This is a genomic window from Paenibacillus nasutitermitis, assembly GCF_014641075.1.
Lineage (GTDB): Bacteria > Bacillota > Bacilli > Paenibacillales > Paenibacillaceae > Paenibacillus_Z > Paenibacillus_Z nasutitermitis.
The window spans coordinates 392,032-417,229 of sequence record NZ_BMHP01000004.1; the positions used below are offsets into that span (position 1 = coordinate 392,032).

At 47.5% G+C, this 25,198-nt stretch carries 20 protein-coding genes and 2 pseudogenes; 19 read left to right on the top strand and 3 right to left on the bottom strand.

Translation table 11 applies throughout. The annotated features are described in order from the left end of the window. Nucleotides 1-148 precede the first annotated feature (148 nt). The 5 genes from IEY46_RS26390 to IEY46_RS26410 all read left to right on the top strand — a co-directional run bounded on the left by IEY46_RS26390 (nucleotide 149) and on the right by IEY46_RS26410 (nucleotide 4,146). A complete protein-coding gene (locus IEY46_RS26390) occupies nucleotides 149-436 on the top strand; it encodes a hypothetical protein (protein ID WP_188996837.1) in 288 nt (95 codons plus the stop codon). A 226-nt stretch (nucleotides 437-662) separates the two neighbouring features. Then, entirely contained in the window at nucleotides 663-1,271 is a 609-nt protein-coding gene (locus IEY46_RS26395) for a TetR/AcrR family transcriptional regulator (protein ID WP_188996838.1), read from the top strand. Nucleotides 1,272-1,326: 55 nt separating this feature from the next. Next, nucleotides 1,327-2,592 (top strand): phytoene desaturase family protein, encoded by a 1,266-nt coding sequence (locus IEY46_RS26400; RefSeq protein WP_188996840.1) that lies wholly within the window; start codon nucleotides 1,327-1,329, stop codon nucleotides 2,590-2,592. Continuing rightward, complete coding sequence (locus IEY46_RS26405) at nucleotides 2,585-3,523, top strand: DMT family transporter (RefSeq protein ID WP_229750554.1); 939 nt, start codon at nucleotides 2,585-2,587, stop codon at nucleotides 3,521-3,523. Before IEY46_RS26400 ends, IEY46_RS26405 begins: the two co-directional genes overlap by 8 nt. Continuing rightward, complete coding sequence (locus tag IEY46_RS26410) at nucleotides 3,520-4,146, top strand: FMN-dependent NADH-azoreductase (RefSeq protein ID WP_188996842.1); 627 nt, start codon at nucleotides 3,520-3,522, stop codon at nucleotides 4,144-4,146. Before IEY46_RS26405 ends, IEY46_RS26410 begins: the two co-directional genes overlap by 4 nt. Nucleotides 4,147-4,509: 363 nt before the next feature. On the opposite strand, the pseudogene IEY46_RS37135 reads toward IEY46_RS26410, so the two are convergent. The 3 genes and pseudogenes from IEY46_RS37135 to IEY46_RS26425 all read right to left on the bottom strand — a co-directional run. Beyond that, nucleotides 4,510-4,620, bottom strand: a pseudogene (locus tag IEY46_RS37135) (orotate phosphoribosyltransferase); the annotation flags it as partial. A gap of 145 nt (nucleotides 4,621-4,765) precedes the next feature. Further along, nucleotides 4,766-5,035: pseudogene (locus tag IEY46_RS26420) on the bottom strand (SDR family oxidoreductase); the annotation flags it as partial. 95 nt (nucleotides 5,036-5,130) lie between these two features. Continuing rightward, on the bottom strand, nucleotides 5,131-6,858 hold the full coding sequence (locus tag IEY46_RS26425) for an S-layer homology domain-containing protein (RefSeq protein ID WP_229750555.1): 1,728 nt from the start codon (nucleotides 6,856-6,858) through the stop codon (nucleotides 5,131-5,133). A gap of 393 nt (nucleotides 6,859-7,251) precedes the next feature. Here IEY46_RS26425 and IEY46_RS36830 point away from each other — a divergent pair, with 393 nt between their 5' ends. The 14 genes from IEY46_RS36830 (at nucleotide 7,252) to IEY46_RS26490 (ending at nucleotide 25,117) form a co-directional block, all read left to right on the top strand. Continuing rightward, nucleotides 7,252-7,383, top strand: coding sequence for a hypothetical protein (locus tag IEY46_RS36830; protein WP_268239546.1), 132 nt, complete (start codon nucleotides 7,252-7,254; stop codon nucleotides 7,381-7,383). 104 nt (nucleotides 7,384-7,487) lie between these two features. Beyond that, the gene (locus IEY46_RS26430) at nucleotides 7,488-9,710 is read left to right on the top strand and encodes a helix-turn-helix domain-containing protein (RefSeq protein WP_188996846.1); all 2,223 of its coding nucleotides are present in this window, start codon (nucleotides 7,488-7,490) and stop codon (nucleotides 9,708-9,710) included. Between the two features lie 274 nt (nucleotides 9,711-9,984). Further along, nucleotides 9,985-10,839 carry an ABC transporter permease gene (locus IEY46_RS26435; protein WP_188997220.1) on the top strand — a complete coding sequence of 285 codons (855 nt, stop codon included), beginning with the start codon at nucleotides 9,985-9,987 and terminating at the stop codon, nucleotides 10,837-10,839. A 27-nt stretch (nucleotides 10,840-10,866) separates the two neighbouring features. Next, on the top strand, nucleotides 10,867-11,742 hold the full coding sequence (locus IEY46_RS26440; RefSeq protein ID WP_188996847.1) for a carbohydrate ABC transporter permease: 876 nt from the start codon (nucleotides 10,867-10,869) through the stop codon (nucleotides 11,740-11,742). 123 nt (nucleotides 11,743-11,865) lie between these two features. After that, nucleotides 11,866-13,551, top strand: coding sequence for an extracellular solute-binding protein (locus tag IEY46_RS26445; protein ID WP_188996848.1), 1,686 nt, complete (start codon nucleotides 11,866-11,868; stop codon nucleotides 13,549-13,551). A 115-nt stretch (nucleotides 13,552-13,666) separates the two neighbouring features. Next, nucleotides 13,667-14,674: a Gfo/Idh/MocA family protein gene (locus IEY46_RS26450; protein ID WP_188996849.1), complete on the top strand. Its 1,008-nt coding sequence runs from the start codon at nucleotides 13,667-13,669 to the stop codon at nucleotides 14,672-14,674. Between the two features lie 125 nt (nucleotides 14,675-14,799). Then, a complete protein-coding gene (locus tag IEY46_RS26455; protein WP_188996850.1) occupies nucleotides 14,800-19,044 on the top strand; it encodes a discoidin domain-containing protein in 4,245 nt (1,414 codons plus the stop codon). A gap of 32 nt (nucleotides 19,045-19,076) precedes the next feature. Then, a complete protein-coding gene (locus IEY46_RS26460) occupies nucleotides 19,077-19,940 on the top strand; it encodes a sugar phosphate isomerase/epimerase family protein (protein WP_188996851.1) in 864 nt (287 codons plus the stop codon). Between the two features lie 35 nt (nucleotides 19,941-19,975). Continuing rightward, nucleotides 19,976-20,998, top strand: coding sequence for a Gfo/Idh/MocA family protein (locus tag IEY46_RS26465; protein WP_188996852.1), 1,023 nt, complete (start codon nucleotides 19,976-19,978; stop codon nucleotides 20,996-20,998). A 1-nt stretch (nucleotide 20,999) separates the two neighbouring features. Further along, a complete protein-coding gene (locus tag IEY46_RS26470; RefSeq protein ID WP_188996853.1) occupies nucleotides 21,000-21,989 on the top strand; it encodes a Gfo/Idh/MocA family protein in 990 nt (329 codons plus the stop codon). Nucleotides 21,990-22,052: 63 nt separating this feature from the next. After that, a complete protein-coding gene (locus tag IEY46_RS26475) occupies nucleotides 22,053-23,060 on the top strand; it encodes a Gfo/Idh/MocA family protein (RefSeq protein WP_188996854.1) in 1,008 nt (335 codons plus the stop codon). Nucleotides 23,061-23,401: 341 nt separating this feature from the next. Further along, entirely contained in the window at nucleotides 23,402-24,043 is a 642-nt protein-coding gene (locus IEY46_RS26480; protein WP_188996855.1) for an SRPBCC family protein, read from the top strand. Further along, on the top strand, nucleotides 24,040-24,369 hold the full coding sequence (locus IEY46_RS26485; protein WP_188996856.1) for an ArsR/SmtB family transcription factor: 330 nt from the start codon (nucleotides 24,040-24,042) through the stop codon (nucleotides 24,367-24,369). Before IEY46_RS26480 ends, IEY46_RS26485 begins: the two co-directional genes overlap by 4 nt. A gap of 127 nt (nucleotides 24,370-24,496) precedes the next feature. Then, complete coding sequence (locus tag IEY46_RS26490; protein WP_229750556.1) at nucleotides 24,497-25,117, top strand: DUF998 domain-containing protein; 621 nt, start codon at nucleotides 24,497-24,499, stop codon at nucleotides 25,115-25,117. Nucleotides 25,118-25,198 lie beyond the last annotated feature (81 nt).

Here is a 25,198-nt window from a genome sequence, read left to right on the forward strand (position 1 = left end):
AGCAGTGGAACTCAACACTTGACTGTTGCAAAAATTTTGTTGTCTACAAACCTAAGTCAATGCCAAGATACGCATGTACGGTGGTGTGAGAGGACGGGGGGGGAGCCGCCCCCTCCTACTCGATGATCATTAGAAGGGGGTATATGGGATGTCGGTAGCAAATGCGTTATTGAATCAAATAAAGTCATTCCTAGACGGATCAACCGATCCATGGGAGTTTTCATTTGATTTTCCTTCCGAGTTGGTAGAGACTCATGAAGAGTTGGAGAAGGAGAACTCGAGGCTTTGCAATTTGCTAAACGATGACATGCCGGAAATCTGTTCCTATTTCGAGCCGGAGGAGAATGCTCGGTCTCAAATGCCCGAATATTTGGATGAAGATCAATTCAAAGCAAAGGTTACGGAAGTTTATATGGAAGCATTGAGGCTGGTATAGTGAAAAGGTATGCTTTTCGAGAATTTCAAATCGAAAGGTGCTTTGAACCCTTGCCCTGTTCCTATGGGCGTGGCGGTGCTTCTTTACGACCTGGCTTTGCCTGTTTGTTCTCTTGCGGAGCGCGAGCACAGCACAAAGACATAATAGCTAATTAGATTTCTAATTAGCTATTGACAGTGAAATTAAAATGGTTTATTGTTATGACAGTCATTACTGACAGTCATGGATGAAAGTGAGGTGCTCAGACATAGACATCAACAAGCTGGGAACTGGCGACAGACTTTTGCTGGCTGCAATTGATCTTATCTCGGAGAGAGGCTACAACAGCGTAACTACGCAAGAGATCGCCGAGGCTGCCGGCTTGAGCGAGAAGACATTGTTCCGGCATTTCGGCAGCAAGCTGAAGCTGCTTGAGGCTGCCTTCGACCGATATCATTATGCCGAAGAGATGAGGAAGTTTTTCGCGGAGAAGTTGGTGTGGGAGCTGGAGGAGGATCTCCTTGCAATCAGTAATTTGTACCACGGGATTATGAACCGCAATCGCAAATTTGTCCAGATCAGCATCAAGGAAGAAGCTCAGATGCCGGGTTTTAAAGAACGGTTACAGCAGCATCCACTGCAATTGCTCGAGTTACTAACGAATTACTTCAACGCCATGAGCGAGAAGGGCAAGCTGCGGTTAACGGATTCGAGGCTGCAAGCTTTCACATTCATGATGTCACAGTACGGGGCGTTCGTGAACGATTTGGAAGCGGGAAAGAATTACCCGGGTATTGCGCTAGAATCTTTCATCGAGGAAAGTGTCAAACTATTCGCTAGGGCTTTAACTGCCTAGCTATTTTTACAAATATAATGTCAGTTAGTGCTGACGGACAAAGGAGAGGTTGAAAATGGCAGGACTAGAAAACAGGTATGATGTTGCAGTGATTGGCGGAGGACTGACAGGTCTTACGGCTGCTGTTTATCTGGCAAGATCGGGGAAGTCGGTTGTATTGCTTGAGAAGGATAGCCGATTGGGCGGGCTGGCCCAAACGGAACAGATGAATGGCGCATTATTCAATCTGGGGCCACATGCGATGTACGAAGGGGGTGCCGCGCTTCGCATTCTAAGAGAACTGGATTGCCTGCCCGACGGGGGATACGCATCCAAGAGCGGCATGATTGGCATTTGGCAAGGGAAGATTGTAAGAGTTCCTGTCGATTTAACGCCGGAAGAGAATGAGGAATGGAGCAAGCTGATGGGCGGACTGGGCCAGATCGACACCCATTCGATTCGTGCAATCAGCATTCGAGATTGGGTGGATCGATACGTCCGGCATGAACGGGTACGCCTCTTCTTCTATGCGATGTGCCGACAATGGTCCTATTGCGACAATATGAGCGAGTTAAGCGCTGGTTATGTGATTGAACAGGGTCAGCTTGCCGGTCAAGGGGTCCGTTATGTGGATGGCGGGTGGCAGACCGTTGTGGAAGCCTTGCGCCAAGCGGCTATTGAGGCCGGTACCACGATCGCGACTGGTCGCAGCGTCGAGCAAATTGTGTTGGAAGACGATAGAGTTCGTACGTTGTTGCTATCGGATGGGACGGAATTCAAGGTGAGTGCCGTTATCGCAGCAAACGGTCCGAATGAGGTATGCCGACTCATCCAGGGTGCGGAAAGAATGTCGATTGGAAGATGGAAGAATGAATCGCGTCCTCTGTATGCCGCATGCCTTGACATCGCACTTCAAGAACTGCCTTATCCGGAGCGTGTTTTTGCACTGGGGCTGGATCAACCTTTGTATTTTTCCAAACATTCGGGTGCCGTCCGATTGAGCGACAACGGCGCGCATGTCCTCCATGTCATGAGATATAACGACAACGAGGCGTCAAGAGACAGCAAGGCAGATGAAGCGGAGCTTATCCGTCTCCTTGATCTTCTGGAGCCTGGCTGGGAGCGGGAAGTTGTGGCCAGTCGTTTTACACCAAACGTCCTTGTCGCTCATGATTCACGCACGATCCGCCATCAAGGAGCGGGGCCGGCTCCCGGACCGATCGTGCCGGAAGTCCGCGGTTTGTATGTTGCCGGCGACTGGGTCGGTGCGGATGGTCGGCTTGCCGATGCGGGCATGGCAAGCGCAAAGCAAGCTGCTTTGGAGGTGATGCGGTATGTCTAGCTCCGCTTCGGCGATCTTGCCAAAAGGGGTGAAGCTCGCTTACTCGCTAGCTGTTGTCAATGCTGTCGTAATCGGGATAACCTACATGTTCGTCAAACTATCATTGGACTACACGAACCCGCTCGACACCCTTACGCTCCGTTTTGCTGCAGCGTTCGCTATCTTATCCATTATGGCAACATCTGGTCTTGTCAAGCTGAACTATCGAGGCAAACCGTTAAGTAAATTGTTGATGCTGTCCTGTATGTTTCCGCTTGGATATTTTACCTTGCAAACTTATGGCCTGCAGTTTGCTACTTCAGCAGAAGGAGGCATTATCAATGCTCTGGCACCCCTCGCAACACTGTTTCTGGCATCCGTGTTTTTGAAGGAGGCAACATCCAGGCTGCAGAAACTATCCATTATCCTGTCGGTGTTCGGAGTTGTCTTTATTTTCATTATGAAAGGAAACGGAGTTGGCCTCACCCATATGAAAGGCATACTGCTGTTGCTGCTAGCTTGCGTGGCTTTTGCCGGATACAGTGTGCTAGCCCGTTCCGTCTCGAAATATTTCAGCACGGCAGAAATCAGTTTCTTCATGGTAGGGATTGGATTTGCAGTATCGCTAGTCTTCTCTCTTGCACTCCATTTGGCGAACGGCTCGCTGGGCAGCCTGACGGCGCCTCTTACGAACATGACATTCTTGCTGCTGATCGTTTACCTCGGGCTGGTTCAAGTCGTCACCGCCCTGATGGGTAACTACATCCTGTCCCGCATCGAAGCCTCACGAATGAGCGCATTTATCAATTTGTCGACCGTCGTCTCCATCGCTGCGGGCGCATGGATCCTCAGCGAACCCATTGCTTGGTATCATCTTGTCGGATCGGCACTCATTATTGTCGGAGTCATTGGAACAAATCTGCGTATACGGAAAGAAGGAGTGGTTTTATGAGTACTGTACTGTTTGTTAAAGCGAATGATCGGGGTGCGGATCAAGCTGTGAGTGTAATGTTGTATCAAGCCTTTCTGGATAGCTATAAAGAAAGTCATCCTGCCGATACGATCATGGAACTTGATTTATTCAGGGAAGAGCTGCCTTATCTAAACGCTGAAATGATTAATGGCAATTTCAAAGCGGCTCGCGGTATGCAGCTGACAATATCCGAACAACGAGCTGTCAATGTGGCTAGCAAATACTTGGAACAATTTCTTGTCGCAGACAAAGTAATCTTCGGATTTCCGATGTGGAACATGTCGTTACCTGCCGTGTTGCACACTTATCTTGATTACTTGAATCAAGCAGGGAAAACATTCAAGTATACACCGGAAGGCCCAGTCGGGCTCATACCGAACAAGAAGATAGCTCTTCTTCATGCGCGTGGCGGGGTTTATTCCGAAGGCAAAATGGTCGCTGCAGAAATGGCATTTGCCTACATCCAAAATATAATGGCATTTTTTGGTGTAACTGATTTCACGAATGTTATTGTCGAAGGGCATCACCAATATCGGGATCAGGCTGATGCGCTTATTGCCGATGGAATCGCAAAAGCCAGGAAAGCGGCTGTTGGCTATTAGGGGAAGTTGAAACATCCTCATGTAGTGCCGTGGCTTTGTCGTTGCTCAGCAAAGGTTAGGATAGGGGGTGATATGCGGAACCGATCTACCGAGTTTTGCGTCAACGGGCCACGATAGCATTCGTGAGAAAACTGAATCGTACTGAGGGAGTTGAACAAAGCGAGAAAACATAATAGGGCCATCCCGCAAAAGGATGGCCCTTGCCCTGTAGCTTGCCATTAAAAACAGCGCGTAAAACCAAACCGTTGGAACGAACAAATAACCCACCTCAAAGGAGCGGGCGAATTACTTCCATTCTAAATAATGAATGAAATTCTAAGTCAGCATTTTCTAGGTTTGTTCTGTCTGCTTCTTCTCTTCGATCATGTCCATTCCTTCTGCGAGTTTGCACGTTCCATACTCTTTTGCCTTTTTTCTTACGAATACGACTGGTATCCCTGTCTTTAACGACAAGGCCGTTGCTAGTGGAATGCCGCTCTGCCAACAAGGTTGGGTTCATCAACAAAGACCTCGAAGAACGAAAAGAAGCCTTTAAGAAGAAGAAAGTTGAAGCAAATCTTCTTCTAAAGGCTTGTCCAAGGTGTGGGGTCCCGACTGATCCACTGATCGGAATGGTTTATTAAAACACACTATGTACTAATCCTCCATCTATTCTTAATGCGGAACCATTAATGGCCGATGAAAGAGGACTACTTAAGTACGTGACAAAATGCGCAATTTCTTCTGGTCGAATAAGCCTTTGAATAATAGAAGTTGGTCGATTCTCTTTCATAAACCGCTCCTCAGCCTTTTCCATTGTTAATTTCTCATTAGGATAAAGGCTATTTAGCATGGTTTCCACCCCTTCTGTTAAAGTGGAACCAGGCATCACAGTATTGACAGTCACATGGGCGCGAACATAGCGAGTCACCCTGGTTAAAGAATGCATGAAAAAATAGCGGCGCAGGGATTACCTCCCGTGCGCCGCTATTTTTCTAGGGTAAGTTATACGGTTAAGAAAAGATCAACAACGTCCTGAATATCTTGTTTCGTAGACATCGGCGTTCCAAAAGGATCCCATTGGGCCTCCTGATAGGCAAAACTTAGTTCATTTAAGATCGCTTCCAAATTTAAAGCATCTACTCCGGTAATACCAGCGCGAGCGAACACTTCTACGGTAGGGGCAGATCCTCCACCGAAAGGCTTTAAATAATCATAGATTGCAGCTATATTAATAATCTCGTCTACAATCGCTTGAATGTCGAGCAATGTTTTTGGAAGTGCTGGTGAAGGGTAATCGTAGTCTTGCAATATACCCTGGATGCCGTATAGGTTCACTGATGTGACACCCGTAACTCCCGCATTGGCAAAAGTCGTCTCATCAACACCATCCCATACACCCGAAGCCGATGCTTCATTGATCAAATCTAGTGGCGTTTTGGAAAATGCAGGCGTGATATTACCCGTATATTGCATGGTAGCTGTTGCCGGAGGCGTTGCCGAATCCGTCGCGCTGATCGTAAAGTGATACGCATCGCTCACGCTTGGAGTTCCGGTAATCGCTCCGCTGCTTGGATCTAAAGCCAGTCCCGTAGGCAGAGCTCCATTCGTCACTGCATATGTAACGGCGCCCGTTCCTCCAGACAGCTTCGCCGCGCTGCCAGTATAGGGTTGTCCTTCAGTGAAGGGCGAAATCGTGTCTGGCAAAACGATTGGCATCGCGACCGTATATTCAAATATCGCAACCGAGCTATTCTTCGAGTCAGGCTTAACGGCGATGGCTTTGATCGTCGTACTGCTCGTAAGGATTATCGGTCCCGTATACGGCGTGCTGGAAGTGGTCGGTTCGCTGAGATCCGTCGTATAGTATACCGCCGCAGATAGGGTTGCCGAAGTCAAAGTAACATGCGTCCCCGAAGTCACAGCGCCGCCTGCAGGAAGTGCCGTAGGAGTCTCAACGGTAGCCTGTACTGGCTGAGGAGCTGGAAACCAAATCTGCTCTTCCTGCTTTTTCTTTGCGTCTTCCGTTTTCTTCAGTTCTTCTTCCTGCTTTTTCTTTTCTTCTTCTGCTTTCTTCAGTTCTTCTTCCTTCCTCTGTTCTACTTGCCCCTTGGCTTCGTATGCACCTGTAAGGAGCAGATCGCGGGTTGCATTGGCTTGACCGCCGAACTTTCCGTCCGTGCCATCTGGCAATAATTTTAGTTCCAACGCCAGAGTGACATAACCCTGCGCCCAGTCGGATACCGTACTATCTGTGCCTGTCTTCGCTTTTGCATCCGCGTCCTTGCCTAACACTCGGACCAAGAACGTGGCCAACTGCTGTTTGGTTACTTTGCCGGCCGGATTATATATACCTTCGCCATAGCCATCCGTAATTCCGGCAGTTTTGAGTGCTTCAATGTAGGGCAACGCATAACCGTTGGCGCCATCCGACTTGACGTCGCTGAAACTGGATGTCTTCAGATCATTATTGACTTCAAGGCCCGTAATCAATGCCGCAACCTTTGCGAACTGGGCTCGGTTCATCTCATCTTTGAGTCCGAACGTCGTTTCGCTGACGCCATTGAAAATCCCAGCGCTAATCATCGCGTCGAACTTGGCTTTCGTTGCGGCATCCAGATCCTTCAAGTCCGTAAAATCGGCTGAAGTTTTCGTTGCGCCTGCTGCAAAGCTGACGGGAAAATGAAAGCACATTAGCACCGCCATCAATAATCCGACCATTTTTTTCCTCATCGTTTGTCCCCCTGAAGTATGATATCTATTTTCCTCCGTCAATTCTATCATGGTAAATTAGTCCATCTATGAAACGTAAAGAAAACTTTAAGATTGCGCTTGAGTTAAGCATGCCAAAGAAACAGATTACAAAGATAATTGGCTGTAAGAACGTTGATTCGAAGCGATATGAAGCGACTTTAACAGATGCCGCGGCACAGCGGTCGCTTCCCGTGCAGAAAGGAATACAATAAAGATCAACTTGATGCCAATTATATCACGTGATATATTAGGATTTGGTGAATGAGAGTAATGGTCAGTGTCTGCGTGTTGTCCTTCGGAGGCCTGAAGAGATATGGACTTGAATGGGTTATCGAAATGAGAGATAGTTGATTATTTATGGAGGCCGGTGTAATGGGAAAGAAGTTAATGCGATTACCTAAAATACGACTGCGTGCCAAGATGACATCTCTGCTTGTATTGGCAGGCACGGTTATGCTGGCGATAAAAGCAGCAAAAATTGGTATTACCATAATACATAAATAAAAGGATATTGCTTGTATATTAGATGCTAGAGTGACAAGAATAAGTTACAATAACAATAATTAGATTATCGATTTACTCTAACAGGGGGCTATAGAATATAGAAGATGAAAATCTATCATCGATGGCTGCTGTCTTATTTACCTGCGTTTCTGGCTATTGTCTCTATTCTGATCTTTCTTTTTTTCACTGCGATGGGAAATTACTCGAAGCAGCAGGCTGTCAAAGCCAATGAGGTATTTGCTCAGAATATATTGCAGACCTTGGATTCGCTGTTGCAGTATTCGGAAAAGATGATTATCAAAGAAGTATTGACCAATGAAAGAATACGGCTGTTTTATGATGGGGGTCAATGGAGCGATCCCTATGAAAACTATGAAATATCGCAGCGAGTACGCGATTTATCAACTTATTTGTTATCCATTGATTCCATCTATTTATATCGGGCATCTGATCAGGTTGTATTGACTCCGAATACGATGATTCAACTTGATCAATTTGCTGATCATTCATTCGTCGAATATGCGAATGAGGCTAAAAGTACACGAGCTTGGTCAGAGATTCGTACATTCAGAGAATTTCAGGGGGATGGAAGCTCGCAGAAGAAAGTTGTTTCACTTTGGAAGAGGATTCCACTTGGCACCGGTGTCCAGGGTCTTATTGTTGCGAATGTACAGATAAGCAAGCTGGAAGAAACGATCAGGGATCTTCTCGATTCGGATTTGAACTTCCTTGCGCTCTCGGATGCCAAGGGGATGCCAATCTTAGGGGAAGTTGATGATTCTAACAAGGTTTTATCGGAGGTGACTTCTGCCTACACGGGATGGACGATTCAATCCGGATTTAAACAAACGAATACTTATGGTTATTTCGCCTCTATATCGAAAGCTTGGTATGCAGCTGTCCTGCTGTCGGTGCTTGCAGGGATTGTATGGCTGTTCCTTGCCACACGTAAGCATTATCGTCCGATACAATTGATCGAATCCAGTATCCGGTTGTATACGGAAAGGAATTTGAATGAGACCTCATCTGGAGAACGTCAGGATGAATATCATTTTATCCGTAAAGCGGTTGATGATCTCGTGCAGTATTCCCATGATTATGAGAAAAAGGTTGAGGAAAGTGTGGTCTTCCGCAGGAAGCTGTTATTTAAACGGATCATGGAAGATACAGAACCGCTCCTTGCAGAAGAGTGGGATCAGGAGATGAAACGATTCGAGTTAACGGATCGGATCAGCCATTTCGCTGTAATCGTATTTGAGATTGATCGGTATGATGCCGTGTTTGATGCTTATTCAGGCCGAGATCAAAATCTGCTTAAGTTCGTAGTTTCTGCAGCAGTTGGGGAAACGGGTCAGCAGAAGAACACGCAAGTCTGGTGTGAGTGGATGAGTCAGAAGCAACTGGGTGTAATGATTATGGCTGAAGACGGACAAGTGGGAGGGGAAGACGGGCTGCAATCTTTCTGTAAGAGTATTAGGCAGTGGATTGAGCAGAACATGCCATTTACGGTTTCGTGCGGTATTGGGTCCGTGATAGACAACCATCAATATATATCCAGATCCTATTTAGAGGCTCTTGAAGCATTGCAATACACTTCCATATACGGCTGCAATGCGACGATTTCATTCAAGGAGATAACAACTCCGCCTCAGGGTCATGCACTTCAATATGCGGAACAGATTCGATTGACGGCACAAGCCTTTCGGGCGGGGGACAATAAATGGGAAGATCAACTGCACGACTTATTTGCGATATTTATTTCGGCGGCTTTGAGACGCGAGGATGCAATTAACTGTATCAACTACTTCATCTTTGCATTGGATAAGGAGTGTAAGTCGCTTCCGCTTGGGCTGTGCATGATTTGGGAACAAGAGGCATTGCCAGGAATAAGAGATAAGGTTAAAGGGTTTGTTAAAATAGAAGAGGTTGAGAAACCGATCGCCCAAATCCTACGGAATTTAACGGAACAATTCCAATTGCAGAAGCAGAAACGGATAAGTCACAAGCTGATTCTGCAGATCAAAGAGTACATTGAAACGCATTATTACAATCCCGACTTGTCGCTCGTTCATGTGAGTGAGATCTTTCAGCTTCATATGAAGAGCGTTAGCAGATTGTTTAAAGAAGAATTTGGAGAAAATTTCGTGGATTATGTTGCGAAAGTACGATTGGAGCAGGCCAAGAAATATTTAACGGAAGAGAATTCGGATTCCGTACAGGAAATTGCCCGTAAGGTAGGTTATTCCCATGCTATAACCTTTATACGTATCTTTAAGAAGTCGGTCGGTACAACACCAGGAGATTATCGTAAATCGAATCGCAATTGAACATAACTGAAGATAGAAAATCATCCATAGAGAATTTTATCTATCATGAGTGCTGAATGGAGTGCTCACGATTATCGCAATCTGCTGAGATCCGCTTCATTGGAAGCGGTTTTTTTCGTTCCAATAGATTTTGGTCTATACGAGAGAATCTTATCTATTGAGCATAGACCGCACGATCCCTATAGTTTGTCATGTAAACGATAGCCATCGCATCACAGAGAGGAGAACTACAAAGGTGGGATTAAGACTACGCAGGAACATTCCAATATTCATCATGTTTGCACCCGTTATTTTATTTTATTTAATTTTTAAGTATTTGCCGATGCTTGGTGTTGTAATTGCGTTTAAGGACTACAACTTTATCCAGGGGATTATGAATAGCCCTTGGGTAGGATGGAAGCATTTCCGAGTGCTGTTCGACAATCCGCAATCGCTCGAAATTATCCGCAATACGTTTGTGTTAGGGCTGTTGACCGTTCTCATCGGATTTCCTTTCCCCATTATTCTAGCCATCTTATTAAATGAGGTCAGGAGGATGTGGTTCAAGAGGATCGTCCAAACACTCGTGTATTTACCCCATTTCTTCTCCTGGGTCATTGTGGGCGGTGTTGTGTTGACGCTCTTCTCGCAAGAATCAGGAATTGTTAATCATCTGCTGATGAGGGTGACGGGAGAGGCCTATCCGTTTCTGTATAAATCGGGTTCATGGATCGTTATTTTCCTTGGGTCTGGCATATGGAAAGAAACGGGTTTCGCGGCGATTATATATTTGGCAGCGCTCAGTTCCATCGATACCAGTCTATATGAGGCTGCTGGAATAGACGGCGCTAACAAGTGGAAACAGATTATTCATATCACGATACCGGGCATTGCCTCGACCATTATTATCATGTTTATATTATCCATTGGAAATGTGCTGGAGGTTGGCTTTGACAAAGTATTCGTCTTGCAAAATCCGGTTGTTTCGAGTGTATCGGAAGTAATCAGCACCTACATTTACCGGATCGGCATCGAAGGGGCGCAATTCAGCTTCACCTCTGCGCTCGGCTTGTTCGAATCGGTAGTAGGACTTGTTTTAGTGCTGCTTGCTAATAGAACGGCAAGAAAATTCGGACAAGGTCTTTGGTAGTGTCCTTACTAGAGGAAGGTGGAGAAAATGAGCGCTTCATTGGGAGATAAATTGTTTTACCAAATCAATGCCCTGATCCTTGGATTGATTGCATTGAGCTGCTTGCTGCCAATTATTCATGTGGCTGCTCTTAGCTTAAGCGACCCCCATTATATCGTGTCTGGAAGTGTCTCATTCTGGCCGCGCGGCTTGAGCTTTGATTCCTACAATCTGCTGATGAACGGGACAAGAATTATTCAATCGTTCGTGAACAGTGTGGTCATAACGGTTGTTGGAGTTGCACTTAGTCTAGCTTTTACTGTTCTCGCTGCTTATCCATTATCGCGTTCTTATATGTACGGAAGACGATTCTTTACATTGGCGATCGTATTTACGATGCTGTTCAGCGGCGGCATGATTCCAACCTATCTCGTAGTCAAGTCCTTAGGGCTGATGAACACTTACGGAGCCATTTGGCTGCCGGCGTTGATCAGCACCTACTACATGCTGATCATGCGCAGCTTCTTCGTGAATATTCCCGGTGAGCTGGAGGAGGCCGCTCGTATTGATGGCTGCGGGGAATTTCGTTATATGATGCGGATCGTCCTTCCGTTGTCGCTCCCTGTTATTGCAACCGTTTCCCTGTTTTACGCTGTTGGATATTGGAATTCGTTCATAAGTGTGCTCCTGTATATACAGGATATTGAGAAATATAATCTGGCAGTGCTTGTTCAACGGATGATCAGGAGCCAATCCCTGCTTCAGGAAATTAACAATTTGCCTGTGCAGGAGCAGACGGCAGTAACGCCAGAGGGAATTAAATCAGCCGGCATTATCGTGATGGTCATACCCATGCTGATTATATACCCTTTTTTGCAAAAATATTTTATCAAGGGAGTTATGATTGGGGCAATCAAAGGCTGATCAAGCAAAGAGCCGCACAAGCTTATTGTCATGTTGGAAAGGGAGGTGGTGCGAGATCTATGTATTGCAGCAGGAAGGCTGTTATCGTTTGAGATGAATACTAATCGGGAGGGTTTCGGGAAAATGATCGTATCAAACAAACGCAAATATCTTAAGAGCTTCATATTAGGAATGGCTATGGTGCTGTCTGCAGGCCTATTATTGGTTGCGTGCAGCAAGACGAATGATCCCGCAGACAATTCAGCGGCTACACAAAAGGCGTCTTCAGAACAACCAGCGTCTTCAGAGCAGCCTGCACCAACAGAGGTGAAACGCGGATCCATAACGGCATCCATCTATGACAGAGGAAACATTCCGGCTGAAGAAGGAACGCCTGTCAAGAACCGATGGACAGAATGGCTTAATGAGAACGGACCGACAGATGTCAAATTTATCTCTGTACCTCGTGCCGAATCGGAGAAGCAGTTGAACGTCCTGTTAGCTTCCGGCGGGGCTCCCGATCTCATGTTTGAATATAGTGCCGGATTCAAGAATCAGTTATATTCGCAAAAACAATTAATGCCGCTTGATGAGGTTATCGACAAATACAGCACGGAATACAAGAAGCTGCTGGAGCAATACCCGGCATTGAAGAAGCTTGGATTGAAAGACGATGGCAAATTGTACGGACTTGGCTACGTCACCAATCTGGACACCAATGTGGCGCTCTATGTGCGCGGCGATTGGTTGAAGAAGCTGAATCTGGAGGTTCCAAAGACGACGGAGGAAATGTATAACGTCATCAAAGCCTTTACCGAGCAAGATCCGGACGGTAACGGGAAGAAGGATACCTTCGGTATGCAGCTAAGCAGCGTAGGAGGTCAAATCATCGGTTCCATGTTCGGTTACTCCGAGTTTGGCATCAATGACGGCAACTATATCCATCAATGGGATAGGGCTGCTGCCAGCAATGCATTCAAGAAACGACTGTACGACGATGGACTTGTCGATAAGGATTTCTTGACAGACAACAATGGTGAAAAAGCGCAACAGGATTTTGTTAATGGCAAGCTCGGTTTCTTTGGTGCCAATGGTGGAGCTAATGTATTAGGCTACAAAGTTTTTGAGTCGTTCAAGAAGAACAATCCAGACGGTGAAATCATTGCTATTCCATTGCCCGAAAGCCAATTTGGACAGTTCAGTCCGGCCATTAATCCGCCTCTCTTCATAACGACAGTTGTGAATGCAACTGCGAAGGATCCGGAAGCCATTATTAAATACGTTGACTTTCTTGTGAAGGAATCGACAGGCAAAACGTTGAAATACGGGATTGAGGGCACTCACTTTAAGGTCGGTGCCAATGGATGTTCTGCACCGATTCAACCGATATCGACCAACGAGGTTTCCTGGACGGCGGATTATCGAATGTTATCCTCCCCGATCTCAGAGGGCGATTGTGCCAAGTATATCTCCCAGCTTGATATGTCTAAACCGCTTGATAAAGAATTCGCCGAGATTGTTAAAGAGGCAGATGAGGCCTATTTAAGCCTGGAACGACCGATTTTCTATGATATCGATCAAAACTCCTTGCCACCTTTACCTCAGGATTTGCTCCTGAACAATTCTAACGGGTCAAAAGCCATACTTGATATTTGGTCGAAGGCCGTCGTAGGAGGCGCTTCTTATCCCATAGATAAAGCACTCTCAGATGTTAAGTCAGCATGGGAAAAGGCCGGTGGAGGAAAGGTGGATGAATTCTACCAGAAGTGGTACGCGGATAATAAGGATACCGTTGTTCATACCAGCGACTGGTATACGCCGGGAAAATAAGTTTAGTTGCCTTATGCGAGCATATCGCGACATATGTCACTGATATGCTCGCATGGGGCATGCACAGAAACGATGCTCGCCAAGAAGGAAATTGAATGTTGAAGGGAACGGACACATGACACGGAATAGCAACAAAGTAGGATTCGCAGTCGTTGGATGCGGAGCGATATCTGCCAGCCACTTCATAGCAATCGAGAGGGCCGATGAAGCTGAGCTCATAGCCGTTTGCGATGCCAATGCTGAATTAGCCGGAAAACATGCCGACAAATATGGCGTCGATGCCTACAACGACTATAAGGAATTACTCGCTAGAGACGATATTGATGTCGTCTGCATCTGTACCCCAAGCGGATTCCATCCGGAACAGACGATACTGGCTGCCGAAGCAGGTAAACACGTCGTATGCGAGAAACCGTTAGCGATCCGCCTCTCGGATGTCGATGCTATGATACAAGCTTGTGCCAAACATGAGGTCAAGCTTGCCACTATCTTTCCGCGACGGATGTCTCCGGCCGCCAGTTATGTCAAACGAATAATAGAGGAAGGGCGTCTTGGACGTCTAAGCCTTTGCTCGGGTTATGTGAAATTTTACCGCGATCAGAAGTATTACGACAGTGCGGGCTGGAGAGGGACCTGGGCGATGGACGGCGGGGGAGCGATGATGAATCAGGGCATTCATACGGTTGACCTGCTGCAATGGCTGGCCGGGCCTGTTGAATCGCTGCAAGGCTATGCTCGAAATGTGCTGCGCCAGATTGAAGTGGAGGATACGGCTGTTACCGCTCTGCAATTCAAGAGCGGAGCGCTCGGTTCGATTGAAGCGACGACAACGGCGTACAAGCAGCCGGATCATCGTATCGTCATTCACGGTGAGTATGGGACGGTTATCTTGACAGGGGATGAAATTACAACCTTGGATGTTATGGGATCCTCAATTGAAATGCCGGCATTGTCACCCTTTAATATTTTTCCCGACGGTCATTGTATTCAGATTCGCGATATGGCATTGGCTGTACGAGATCAGCTTCGTCCTATCGTGACCGGGGAAGATGGAAGGCACTCCTTGGCCATTATTCTTGGAACGTATGAATCACAGCGCAGCGGCAAGCAAGTTATTATGTAAGCCAATTATAATCATATTTATTCTTCTGGAGGGAATTAATTATGAGTATGAAAGGGTTGCGGTCATCAAGAATATGTAAGCTGACTTTAGCGATCTTGGTATCTCTGATAGGGATCAGTCCCAACATGATGCTACAAGCTCATGCCCGCATCGTACCTAGTGACGTCGTGCAGGAGTATGTACTGAACAAGACATATAACGGGACAAGTGATTTCACGGACAAGTCAGGCGATCTAGGCTCTGTTTCAAGCTTATCGCAAGGTTCGGTGCTGGTACGCTTTAAATCCGGGGATTTAAGCGCGACGAGCAAGACGTTGATTAGCGCATCCGATACATCAGTTGACTCAAGTCATATTCGGTTATCCTTGGAAACCGGCACATTACGTTTCGAGGTGGTTCAGAACGGGAATGAATTAACGTCCATTGCCTCGACGGGATCCTATAATGACGGTTATTGGCATGTTGCCGTCATTACGGTAGACAGTTCCGGAACAAATCTGTACGTGGACGGAGTACTGAATCATTCCGACGCCTCATCCGCTTACTTCGCAGATGTTACTGCCTTAAATGGAATGTGGATTGGGAAACATGTAGATGATTCGGGATCAGAGTCGTACTACTCCGGAGGGATTGAGAGGGTTGCGCTTTATAACCGGGCGCTGTCAGAGGAAGAAGTTCAGGATGTTTCGGACATTTCTCTGCTGACCAATATTGCGGATCAGTCTACGATAACGCAAGATGAAATTCATTTAGAAGAGTTGAATGCTGTAGTCGGTTATTTGAATGGGGATACAAGTCCCGAGAGCGGAGCGATCGGCAACTGGGGATTCAGTTCGCCAGTCGCATTGGATTACCAGAACAGGAGTGTGGGAATCGATCTGCAAAGCTCTATCCGCATAAACAAGATTTCCCTGCGGGATACAGACAACAGCGGGAGGGGCTCGGCAACGACTTATGCGTTGTATGAAAGCGATGATAATATTACTTACACGCCTATATCCGATTTCCTGTTCAGCGCCAGCACCGAAGACGGCAAGCTTGTCCACCACTTAAGCTTCAACGATGTAACTGCCCGATATATAAAGATCCATACCTTTTACAGCGATGCCGCCTATACCTTCCTTCTTCATCCCCTTCAACAAAGCGTTACAGCACTTGGGAAAATCTACAGCAGATTTACAAATCTCAGAACAACGGTAGGCTATTTGAACAATGATACGAGCCCGGCAAGCGGGGCGATTGGCAACTGGGGCTTCAGTTCCCCCGTGGCGTTCGATTACCAGAATAGAAGCGTGGGTATTGATCTGCAGAGCTCAACACTCATAAGCGAAGTTGCCCTGCAGGACACCGACAATAGCGGGAGGGGCTCGGCTGAGACATATGCATTATATAAAAGCAATGATAATATCACTTACACGCCAATATCGGACTTCCTGTTCAGTACCAGTATACAAAACGGTAAGCTTGTCCATCATTTTAGCTTCAACAATGTAACCGCCCGATATATAAAGATCCATACCTTATACTGCGATGCCGCCTATACCTTTCTTCTCCACCCGCTTGCGCAAAGTGTCAAGGCGCTAAGAAGCAATGATAAGGGCTGGCTAGGTTTGAAGGCGACAGTTGGTTATTTAAATGAGGATACAAGCCCAACTACCGGTGTAATTGGCAATTGGGGTTTCAATTCAGCTTTAGCGTTTGATTATAAGTATAGAAGCGTCGGTATTGATTTTCACAGCTCCAGAAGGGTGAACGAAGTCGATCTGTGGGATTATGATAATAACGCGAGAGGCTCCGGTGCTAATTATGAATTATACATGAGTAATGATAATATCACGTATACTTTAATCCCGAACGTCACCTTCAGTTCCAATACGGAAAATGGAAAGCTTGTGCATCATTTTAGTTTCAATGGAGTAACTGCGCGCTATATCAAGATTCACACGTTATACAGCGATCTTAGCTATTCCATGCTTCTCAGCCCCTTGCAACAAAGTGTGAAGGCCCATGAGCAGGCTTACAGCAATTGGACAGATGCGGGGAATTTGTGGGACGGCAACACAGCTTCCGAAGCGGTAGACCTGGATAATCCGGAGAGCTATGTTGAATATGATTTCGGTTCGGTCAGGACAATTAAGCAGGCTCGTTTCTATGAAAGCAACAGCGGAGACAGGCAGGCCACCGACTGGAAGGTTCAGCAATGGGATGGATCCGCATTTGTTGATCTATTTCCTTACGTAAACTCGGATACAACTCGCGGGCAGCTTCAAACCTTTGATGTGTCGACGAATAAAATTCGTCTGTATGTCCGAAATACGAATCCAGGAGGACATCCTGCAGCTACGGAGTTTCAAGTAATGGCGCCTATTCCGCAGAAGAATATAGCCGATGGAGCAACGAAATCTGCGGACAGCGGCTGGACGAATATCAACGCATTATGGGAAGGGAATTCGGTAACGAGCGAAGCATACACCTCGAATTCGGAAGGGTATGTTGAATATGATTTCGGAGTTGAACGAGCACTGACTGAAGCGCGGTTTCTGGAAGACAACGCCGGAGACAGTCAAGCAACAGAGTGGAAGGTGCAGCAATGGAACGGTACGGCATTTGTTGATATGTTTCCCTATATAAATTCGGAAACGGCTCAATGGCAAATACAATCTATTAATGGATCCACTTCAAAAATTCGGCTGTTCGTCCGTAACACCAATGCGGCAGGCTATGCGGCTGCATCAGGGTTTAAAATCATGACAGCGGATACTTCGATAGACAATAAGTTGGTCTGGTCAGCAGAGAGCAAGGAGAAATGGGTCACGAATGGAATCGTTGCAATTCCGAACGGCACATCGGTACCTGATCTCATTCTTGTATCTGATTTAATGGATAAGAGCGACAGCGTATTTGCCTTGGCGTATTCTGTCAGCGACGATCTGGGAGATACCTGGTCAGAGAGAACCATGCTCCCGTATCAAAGGCGGATGATGCCGAATGGATTTCCCGGAATACTAGTCAACCCGATACCGGTATATCATGAGGCGAGCGGCAAGGTGATTATACTCGGTGTCATTGCAACCTATGACAGCGACACACAGATGGGTCAGTATCCAGGGTATGCCTACTACGATCCGGCAACGGATACGTTCAGCAGCGACTTTTATATCATGGACTATCCGGCTACCTTTGCCGTATCCGGAGGAGCTATCCCTTATATCGCCGACAATGGAGATATTTATTGGCCAATCAGAGCGGCCCAGGATGCGCCTAACGAAACGTATAACAGTATCCGGATCGCCAAGCTCACGTTTGACGGGACAACGCTAACGTATGTGAGTCAGAGTGAGGAGATTTACGGAACCGGATTATTAGACGGCGACGGTGGACGAGGCGGTGGAGAGGCCCACTTAACGAAATCCGGCAATACTTATTATCTGGCAATCAGAGATAATCCGGGTTACCCGAATAAGACGGCTATAAGTACCGATTTATCTAATTGGAGCACGCCTGTGGATTTGGCATGGGACGATGGCACGCCGGTGACAGGTGCGAGCAACACCCAAATCAGATGGATCACACACAGCAATGATTTATACCTGACCTATACGAGGCATAGCACCGATCCTGACAACACTGCGGTGTATCGGAATCGCGCGCCGATCTGGATAGCGAAGTTTGACACTGCCACTCAGAGAATTATTAGAGGTACAGAGCGTATTTTAATTAATATGAACGGCGACGGTCAACCTATGGGCTCAGGTTTTTCTGTGACCAATGCAACTCAGGAGACTTCATTTTTGGCTACCGCCGAGCTTTATTCCGGGAGAACGATGGTTGCAAGATTGAATTGGGACACGCCGAATGCTCTGGCAACCGTAAGTGCTGCCGCCTATGTGCTGGATGAACCCTGGGACAGCTTGACAGGCTGGACCAAATCGTCCAACCCAGTCATTACGCCATCAGGTCAAGTCAACATTTACTCTACAGACGGTCTCTCGCAATACGTGTATAGGACCGACAAGAGTATTCCTGGCGTATACACGCTGAAATGGAGAGTGAAAGTAAATCACTATACACCGACCTATGGTACCAGTGTTCTGAGAGTATATGACGGTGCCCATTTGCTTCAACTGGGCATGGAGAAGAACGGGATTGACGCCTTGGACAATACGAATGCATGGGGTAACCAAAAAGTCATCATAAACGACTATAAATGGCATGAAATTCAGGTCTATGTCGTGAATGGGAAGGCTGAGGTTTTCCTCGACGGGACGTCTCAGTTTACTTACATGCTGCCCGCTAATACGGACGCGGATAGAATCACACTTTATTCCATCCATGGAGATTTCAACACGGACGAATTGAAGATCTGGTAAGCAAGTATGTTTCTATGTGAGGTGCGAGGTTAATGAAGCTTGGAATTAGCTCCTATTGTTTATCCCGGTTGATTAGAGCAAAGGAAATGACTTTGCCGGATGTGGTTGAATGGGCTGCCAAGCAAGGTGCCCGGCATGTAGAAATTGTTCCCGACGGTAATGAGCTGATCGATCATCCTGAGAGGGTTGAGGCGATTCGCTCCCAAGCACAGCAATCGGGCATTGAGATTTCCAATTATGCTATTACGGCCAATTTTATAACAGAAGATCATGCAGGTCGTGATAGGGAAATTACGAGGGTTATGAGAGAGGTCGATATCGCCAATCAATTAGGCGCGAAGCGTATGCGGCACGATGTGGCTGTACGACCGATCGGCGAATCGTCTATTGTTCAATTCTACAAGGATTTGCCCGGTTTGGCAGATGCATGTGCGATAATTGCCGATTATGCCGCTCAATACGGGATAACGACTAGCGTAGAGAATCACGGTTATTATGTGCAGGGAAGCGAAAGAGTGCAGAGCTTGGTTGCAGCGACGAATCGCCCCAATTTCAGAACAACGCTTGATATAGGCAATTTCATGTGCGCCGATGAGAACTCGGCGACAGCGGTCAAACGGAATATCGGTCTGGCTTCGATGATTCATCTCAAGGATTTTTACCTCAGACCCTCGTATCGGAATCCTGGGGAAGGTTGGTTTAAGACGATTGCGGGAAATTATCTGCGGGGAGCGATCGTTGGGCAGGGGGACATTGATATGTGGGAGGTGCTTCGTATTATTAAAGCATCGAAATATGACGGTTATATTTCGATTGAGTTTGAAGGATTGGAAGAATGTCGCAGTGGAACGAAGATCGCGTTCGAGAACGCACTTCGCATTTGGAATGAAATTTAATTAAACTCAACTGTTGTTTAAATGGAGGAATATACATGTCGAATCTACAATTCGTTGTTGCGGGTACCGGCTGGGTAGCTGGGGAGTATTTAAAAGCGATTGATGCTCGTTTAGATGCAGATGTATACGGAGTTGTGAGCCAAGATACGGAGCATGCGAAGAAGAGGTTGAGCGAATTGTCAATCGATGCCCGAGTCTTCAGCCGTTATGAAGACGTTGTACAGGATCCGAATGTTGATGCCGTCGTGCTATGCTCCAAACCGGACGTTCGAGCGGAGCAGACGGTGTTGGCCGCACGTCATGGGAAGCATATCGTGCTCGAGAAGCCTATGGCTATGGACCGTGAAGCGCTGTGGACGATGGCGGAAGCCATTCACTCCAATCCAGTTCATACGGTCGTTGGGTTTGTCTTGCGCTGGAATCCGTCGTTCCGAAATACGAAGGCACTTATCGAAGACAATGCCATCGGTCGTGTGTTCATGGCTCAGGTCGATTATTGGCACCATATCGGCCCGCAATATCTGCAGTACAGTTGGAGCAAGAGCAGCAAACTCGGTGGCAGCAGTATGTTGTCGGCAGGATGCCATGCGGTGGATGCCGTTCGGTATTTTGCAGGCGATATCGAGGAGGTATCGGCATACAGCTGCCGCACTTGGGCAGATTCCGAATACGAGTTCGATCCTAATGCCATTGCCATCTTCAAGCTTAAGAACGGTGGCATCGGGAAGGTGTCTTCCTCCCTGGAGTGTAGAACGCCATATAAGTTTAATGTGCACCTGCTTGGTGAAAAAGGGACGATTCTGAACAATCAGATTTACAGCCATAAGCTTCCGGGACAGACCGAGTATGCAACGATACCGACACTTTTACCGGACAGTGGAGATGTATCTCATCATCCGTTTGCTGACGAGATAGATAATTTCATGGTGTCCATGCGCCTTAAGACCAAATCGGACTGCGATTTTTTTGATGCCTTGCAATCGATGGAAACCTGTTTTGCAATTGACGAGGCTATTGCAAGCGGTCGAAGCATTAAAGTTCAACAGCGGGGGTTCTGACATGAGCGTAAAAATCGGGTTCATCGGTGTCGGGGGAATTGCCCAATACCATATTAAGGGATTGCAGCAAATCGAAGGTGTTGAGATCGTTTGCGTCTACGACGTCAATCGGGAGAATGCTGCGAGAGTCGCGGAAAGCACTGGAGCCGCAGTGTTGAACAGCGCGGAAGAAGTATTGGATCCTGATGTTATTGATGCCGTAATTATCTGTACTCCGCAATTCGCCAGAGAGGATCTGGATGAAATCGCTGCCCGTCGCGGCATACATTTGTTAGTCGAGAAACCGCTGGGTTTGGATATGGAGACCGTTCGAAGGAAGGAGGGGATCATCCGTGAATCAGGTGTCATTCACTCCGTCGGTTACTGCCTCCGATATCTTGATACGGTGCAGGAAGCCAGAAACTATTTGTTAGGGCGGCAAGCGCATCTCATTCAAGCGTATCGCTTTGGCGGGTCCCATCCCGCCAAATGGTGGCACCAGTTGAATATGTCGGGCGGGCATCTGGTTGATGCCGTCACGCACCAGGTGGATATGATCCGTTATATTGCCGGAGAATTCTTAGAGGTCCATGCCAAATTCGGACGTATGTCCTTTGATCGGGTAAATCCGGAAGGGACGATCTACGATGCCGGCGCTATCTCTTTCATAATGGAGCAAGGAACAATCGGCAGTATTACCGAGTCATGCCAATCCCCTTATCATTCAGCATCAGATGTTAAACTGTTTGGACACGATTTCTTCGTCCATCTCAGCAACAATGGCGCAACTTTGCAGATTATGGATGAACGGCAGAATGTGACCCGAACATCCAAGATGGATGTCTATTACGAACAGAGCAAATCATTTATTGAGGCAGTGGCATCCGGCTCCCAATCCTTGATTTTAAGTAATTACAATGAGGGGATGCACACCCTTGCGGTTACACTTGCGGCAAATCGGTCAGCAGAAGAACGTATTGCGGTGCAGGTGCAACAGCCAAGGTGCGGCTGAGATCGGTTGGTCCGTCGAAAAGTTATAAAACTCATCCCCTTCCCAAAAGGAGCGAATCTGTTCATGAACGGTCATTTTTCTATCATCGGCTGTGAGCATCCCCATATCCAAATGTTCATCCTCGACATGATTAAATTAGGTCATACGTGTACCGGGATCTATGAACCCCGAAATCATGAGCTTGCCGGCAGCATTTCAAAAGAATTTTCAATTCCACTAGTCACCGATATTGAAGCTTGTCTGGGGCCATCAGTTGAATTCGTCGGCTCTGCTGCCATCAATAATGAAAAAATCGACATTATTGAAAAGTGTGAACAAAGAGGAAAGCATATTCTCATCGATAAACCCGCGGTAACCGACCCTATCGGTCTAGAACGACTGGAGAAGGTGATCCGCCGGGAAAAAATCCAAATCGGGATGATGCTTACCTCGCGCTTTAGCCGGTCCCTGCAAAGCCTCAAAGATAAAATAGAAAGCGGAGAACTAGGGGAGATTGTTCATATAGCCATTCAAAAACCACATCGATTAAACCCGCTAACAAGACCTCAATGGCATTTTTCAAGAAAGCAATGCGGCAGTATCATTATCGATTTGTTGGTTCACGATTTTGATTTGCTCCGATGGTTGACCGGGAAAGAACTGAAGACTTGCCAAGGTTTCGCGGTCAAACGTATCCTGCCTGAATATCCGGATTTTTTTGACATGGCAAGTATTCAAGTCCTTATGGAGGGCAACATCGTCGGGAATTTGTATGCCGACTGGCACACACCCGACAAAAGTTGGTCTTGGGGGGACTCCCGTATTTTTGTAGTCGGTACCAAAGGAAAAGCTGAAGTCAGGCAGTCCGGAGATCCGCTAGTATCTCGGGATGAACTGCTTCTTGTTGTTTCCCATAACAAAAAGCTGGAATCCTGCACTCTGAAACTGGTTCAAGGCAACCTGACCGAGGATTTTATTGCAAGAGCGCGTGGAACAAGCAGCATCTCAATGATTAGCCACAAAGATATACTCAAGGCCAGCGCTGCGACAATAGAGGCGGATCGCTCAGCACTTTATCTCGTTGAATCATAAGAAGGTTGGACTTGAACTCCTGACAAACTTAGACCAGCCGATTGCCGAATGAATAAGACATAAACAGCATACGTCAAGCCCGCTCCCGCCGTTAGGTGGGGGCTATTCCGTATGTTTAGGTCAGGAAGATATATATGCCCCATTCACCTGTTCCAGTAAAGAAAGAGCGGCTTGAAACAAGAAGAAGTTTCAAGTTATCTCTTAATCGGGTCAGTTGACCATGCAAATTCACATAGGCTGATCCCTTGACAAAACCCATAGTACAAGCTACTCTTTATATAAGCGTTAACTTGTATAACAATAGACTTGTATAACGCTAATTTGTGAATGGAGGTGAGCCAATGTTCAATCTAGAATCTTGCTTGGGAGAGGTAACCCGCACAGTGTCGAATCTCGAACGAGAGGGGAAGCCCGCTCGCAACGTTACGCTGGAGCGCTCTTACGACACGACGCCGGACGACCTTTGGGATGCGATGACCAATCCGGAGCGCTTGCCTCGCTGGTTTGCGCCTGTCAGCGGTGAATTGAAGCTCGGAGGCCGGTATCAGATCCAGAATAACGCAGGCGGCGTAATTACCGAATGTGAGCCGCCGCATTATTTCTCCGTGACCTGGGAATTCGGAGGCGGCATGAGCTGGGTCGAGCTGCGCTTGGCCGCCGAAGGGGAAGACCGATCACGCCTGACGTTGTCCCACATTTGCCCGATCGACGACCACTGGAAGACGTTTGGGCCTGGCGCGGTTGGTGTCGGCTGGGATCTAAGCTTGGTGGGGCTGGCGTTCCACTTCTCGGCGGGCGATACGGAACGTATAGATGAGAACGCTTTTAGCGCCTCCAGCGAAGGAAAGTCTTTCATGGCCGACTCCAGCGAGGCTTGGCGGCGTGCGGCTGTTGCAGCCGGTGAGAATTCATCCCATGCTGAGGAGGCGGCGAAGCGGGTTACGGCCTTCTACACGGGCAGCGGATCGCAGGAGGCGGAATGAACGCCTTCGACGTTCTTGGCGATCCGGTACGGCGCCGCATCTTGGTGCTGCTCGCCGAGAGCGAGCGGCGTTCCGGCGATATTGTCGAGGTCATCCAGCACGAGTTCGGCATTACCCAAGCCGCCGTTTCCCAGCATCTCCGGGTTCTGCGGGAGAACGGGTTCGCCCGCGTAATGGTCGATGAGCAGCGCCGCATCTATTCGCTGGACGCCCAGCCGATGCAGGAGGTCGACGAGTGGCTCAATCGTTTTCGCTCCTTCTGGGAACCAAAGCTCAGCGCACTCGAAACCGAGATCGCAAGGGGCAAAAAGATGCGGAAAAGTTGAAGGCGCGTCGTCTTTCGGACGAAAGGTCTACAAGTCCGGAATCACAAGGCAGCTCAACTACGACTGCGGCAAAACGACCGGAACCTGAATCGGTTCCAGTAGTCGAGTGTAAGAGGAGATGTAGCTAATGACCCTGAACAAAAGGTTACTAGTGTGCGCCGTCATTGCCGGGCCGATTTATATCATCGTCGGCTTGGCCCAGATCTTGTTCCGAGAAGGCTTCGATATGACCCGACATCCACTCAGTCTTATGAGCACAGGCGATCTTGGGTGGATCCAAATAACCAATTTCATTTTGACCGGTTTCTTAGTGGTTCTTGGCGCGATTGGGCTGAGTCGGACGGTCAAGGGGGACAAGCGTTGGAGACGCGGTGCGCTGTTCATTGGTATCTATGGGGTTTGCGTGATCGGCGGCGGTGTATTCGCCACCGACCCGTCGTTAGGATTTCCGCCTGGCACTCCTGATGTATATCCGGAGACGATAAGCTGGCACAGCATGCTCCACTTTATTTTTGGACAGTTTGGCTTCTTGGCTTTGATCATTGCTAGCTTCATGTGTGCTTGGTATTTTGCGGCCGCCAAGCTTCGCGGATGGGCTGCCTTTTCGGCCTGTACAGGCGGCTACTTTTTTGTTGCGATTGTTGCAAGCATTGCGGACATGGGTGCAGCGTGGAGTTCAATAGCATTATATGTAGCGGTGGCATTGGGCTGGATATGGCTTACGGCGCTGGCTGCCCGGAGCATGTGACTGATAGGCTCTCGATCATTAAACGAAAAGCTGGTGTATTTGTGGAATCGATGCAATTTTGAATCGAAATTATAAGGAGGA

Bases quoted from the DNA above. Each gene is read 5' to 3' on its own strand.
- IEY46_RS26390 (WP_188996837.1), top strand. From the start codon at position 149: ATGTCGGTAGCAAATGCGTTATTGAATCAAATAAAGTCATTCCTAGAC.
- IEY46_RS26395 (WP_188996838.1), top strand. From the start codon at position 663: ATGAAAGTGAGGTGCTCAGACATAGACATCAACAAGCTGGGAACTGGC.
- IEY46_RS26400 (WP_188996840.1), top strand. From the start codon at position 1,327: ATGGCAGGACTAGAAAACAGGTATGATGTTGCAGTGATTGGCGGAGGA.
- IEY46_RS26405 (WP_229750554.1), top strand. From the start codon at position 2,585: ATGTCTAGCTCCGCTTCGGCGATCTTGCCAAAAGGGGTGAAGCTCGCT.
- IEY46_RS26410 (WP_188996842.1), top strand. From the start codon at position 3,520: ATGAGTACTGTACTGTTTGTTAAAGCGAATGATCGGGGTGCGGATCAA.
- IEY46_RS26425 (WP_229750555.1), bottom strand. From the start codon at position 6,858: ATGAGGAAAAAAATGGTCGGATTATTGATGGCGGTGCTAATGTGCTTT.
- IEY46_RS36830 (WP_268239546.1), top strand. From the start codon at position 7,252: ATGGGAAAGAAGTTAATGCGATTACCTAAAATACGACTGCGTGCCAAG.
- IEY46_RS26430 (WP_188996846.1), top strand. From the start codon at position 7,488: ATGAAAATCTATCATCGATGGCTGCTGTCTTATTTACCTGCGTTTCTG.
- IEY46_RS26435 (WP_188997220.1), top strand. From the start codon at position 9,985: ATGTTTGCACCCGTTATTTTATTTTATTTAATTTTTAAGTATTTGCCG.
- IEY46_RS26440 (WP_188996847.1), top strand. From the start codon at position 10,867: ATGAGCGCTTCATTGGGAGATAAATTGTTTTACCAAATCAATGCCCTG.
- IEY46_RS26445 (WP_188996848.1), top strand. From the start codon at position 11,866: ATGATCGTATCAAACAAACGCAAATATCTTAAGAGCTTCATATTAGGA.
- IEY46_RS26450 (WP_188996849.1), top strand. From the start codon at position 13,667: ATGACACGGAATAGCAACAAAGTAGGATTCGCAGTCGTTGGATGCGGA.
- IEY46_RS26455 (WP_188996850.1), top strand. From the start codon at position 14,800: ATGATGCTACAAGCTCATGCCCGCATCGTACCTAGTGACGTCGTGCAG.
- IEY46_RS26460 (WP_188996851.1), top strand. From the start codon at position 19,077: ATGAAGCTTGGAATTAGCTCCTATTGTTTATCCCGGTTGATTAGAGCA.
- IEY46_RS26465 (WP_188996852.1), top strand. From the start codon at position 19,976: ATGTCGAATCTACAATTCGTTGTTGCGGGTACCGGCTGGGTAGCTGGG.
- IEY46_RS26470 (WP_188996853.1), top strand. From the start codon at position 21,000: ATGAGCGTAAAAATCGGGTTCATCGGTGTCGGGGGAATTGCCCAATAC.
- IEY46_RS26475 (WP_188996854.1), top strand. From the start codon at position 22,053: ATGAACGGTCATTTTTCTATCATCGGCTGTGAGCATCCCCATATCCAA.
- IEY46_RS26480 (WP_188996855.1), top strand. From the start codon at position 23,402: ATGTTCAATCTAGAATCTTGCTTGGGAGAGGTAACCCGCACAGTGTCG.
- IEY46_RS26485 (WP_188996856.1), top strand. From the start codon at position 24,040: ATGAACGCCTTCGACGTTCTTGGCGATCCGGTACGGCGCCGCATCTTG.
- IEY46_RS26490 (WP_229750556.1), top strand. From the start codon at position 24,497: ATGACCCTGAACAAAAGGTTACTAGTGTGCGCCGTCATTGCCGGGCCG.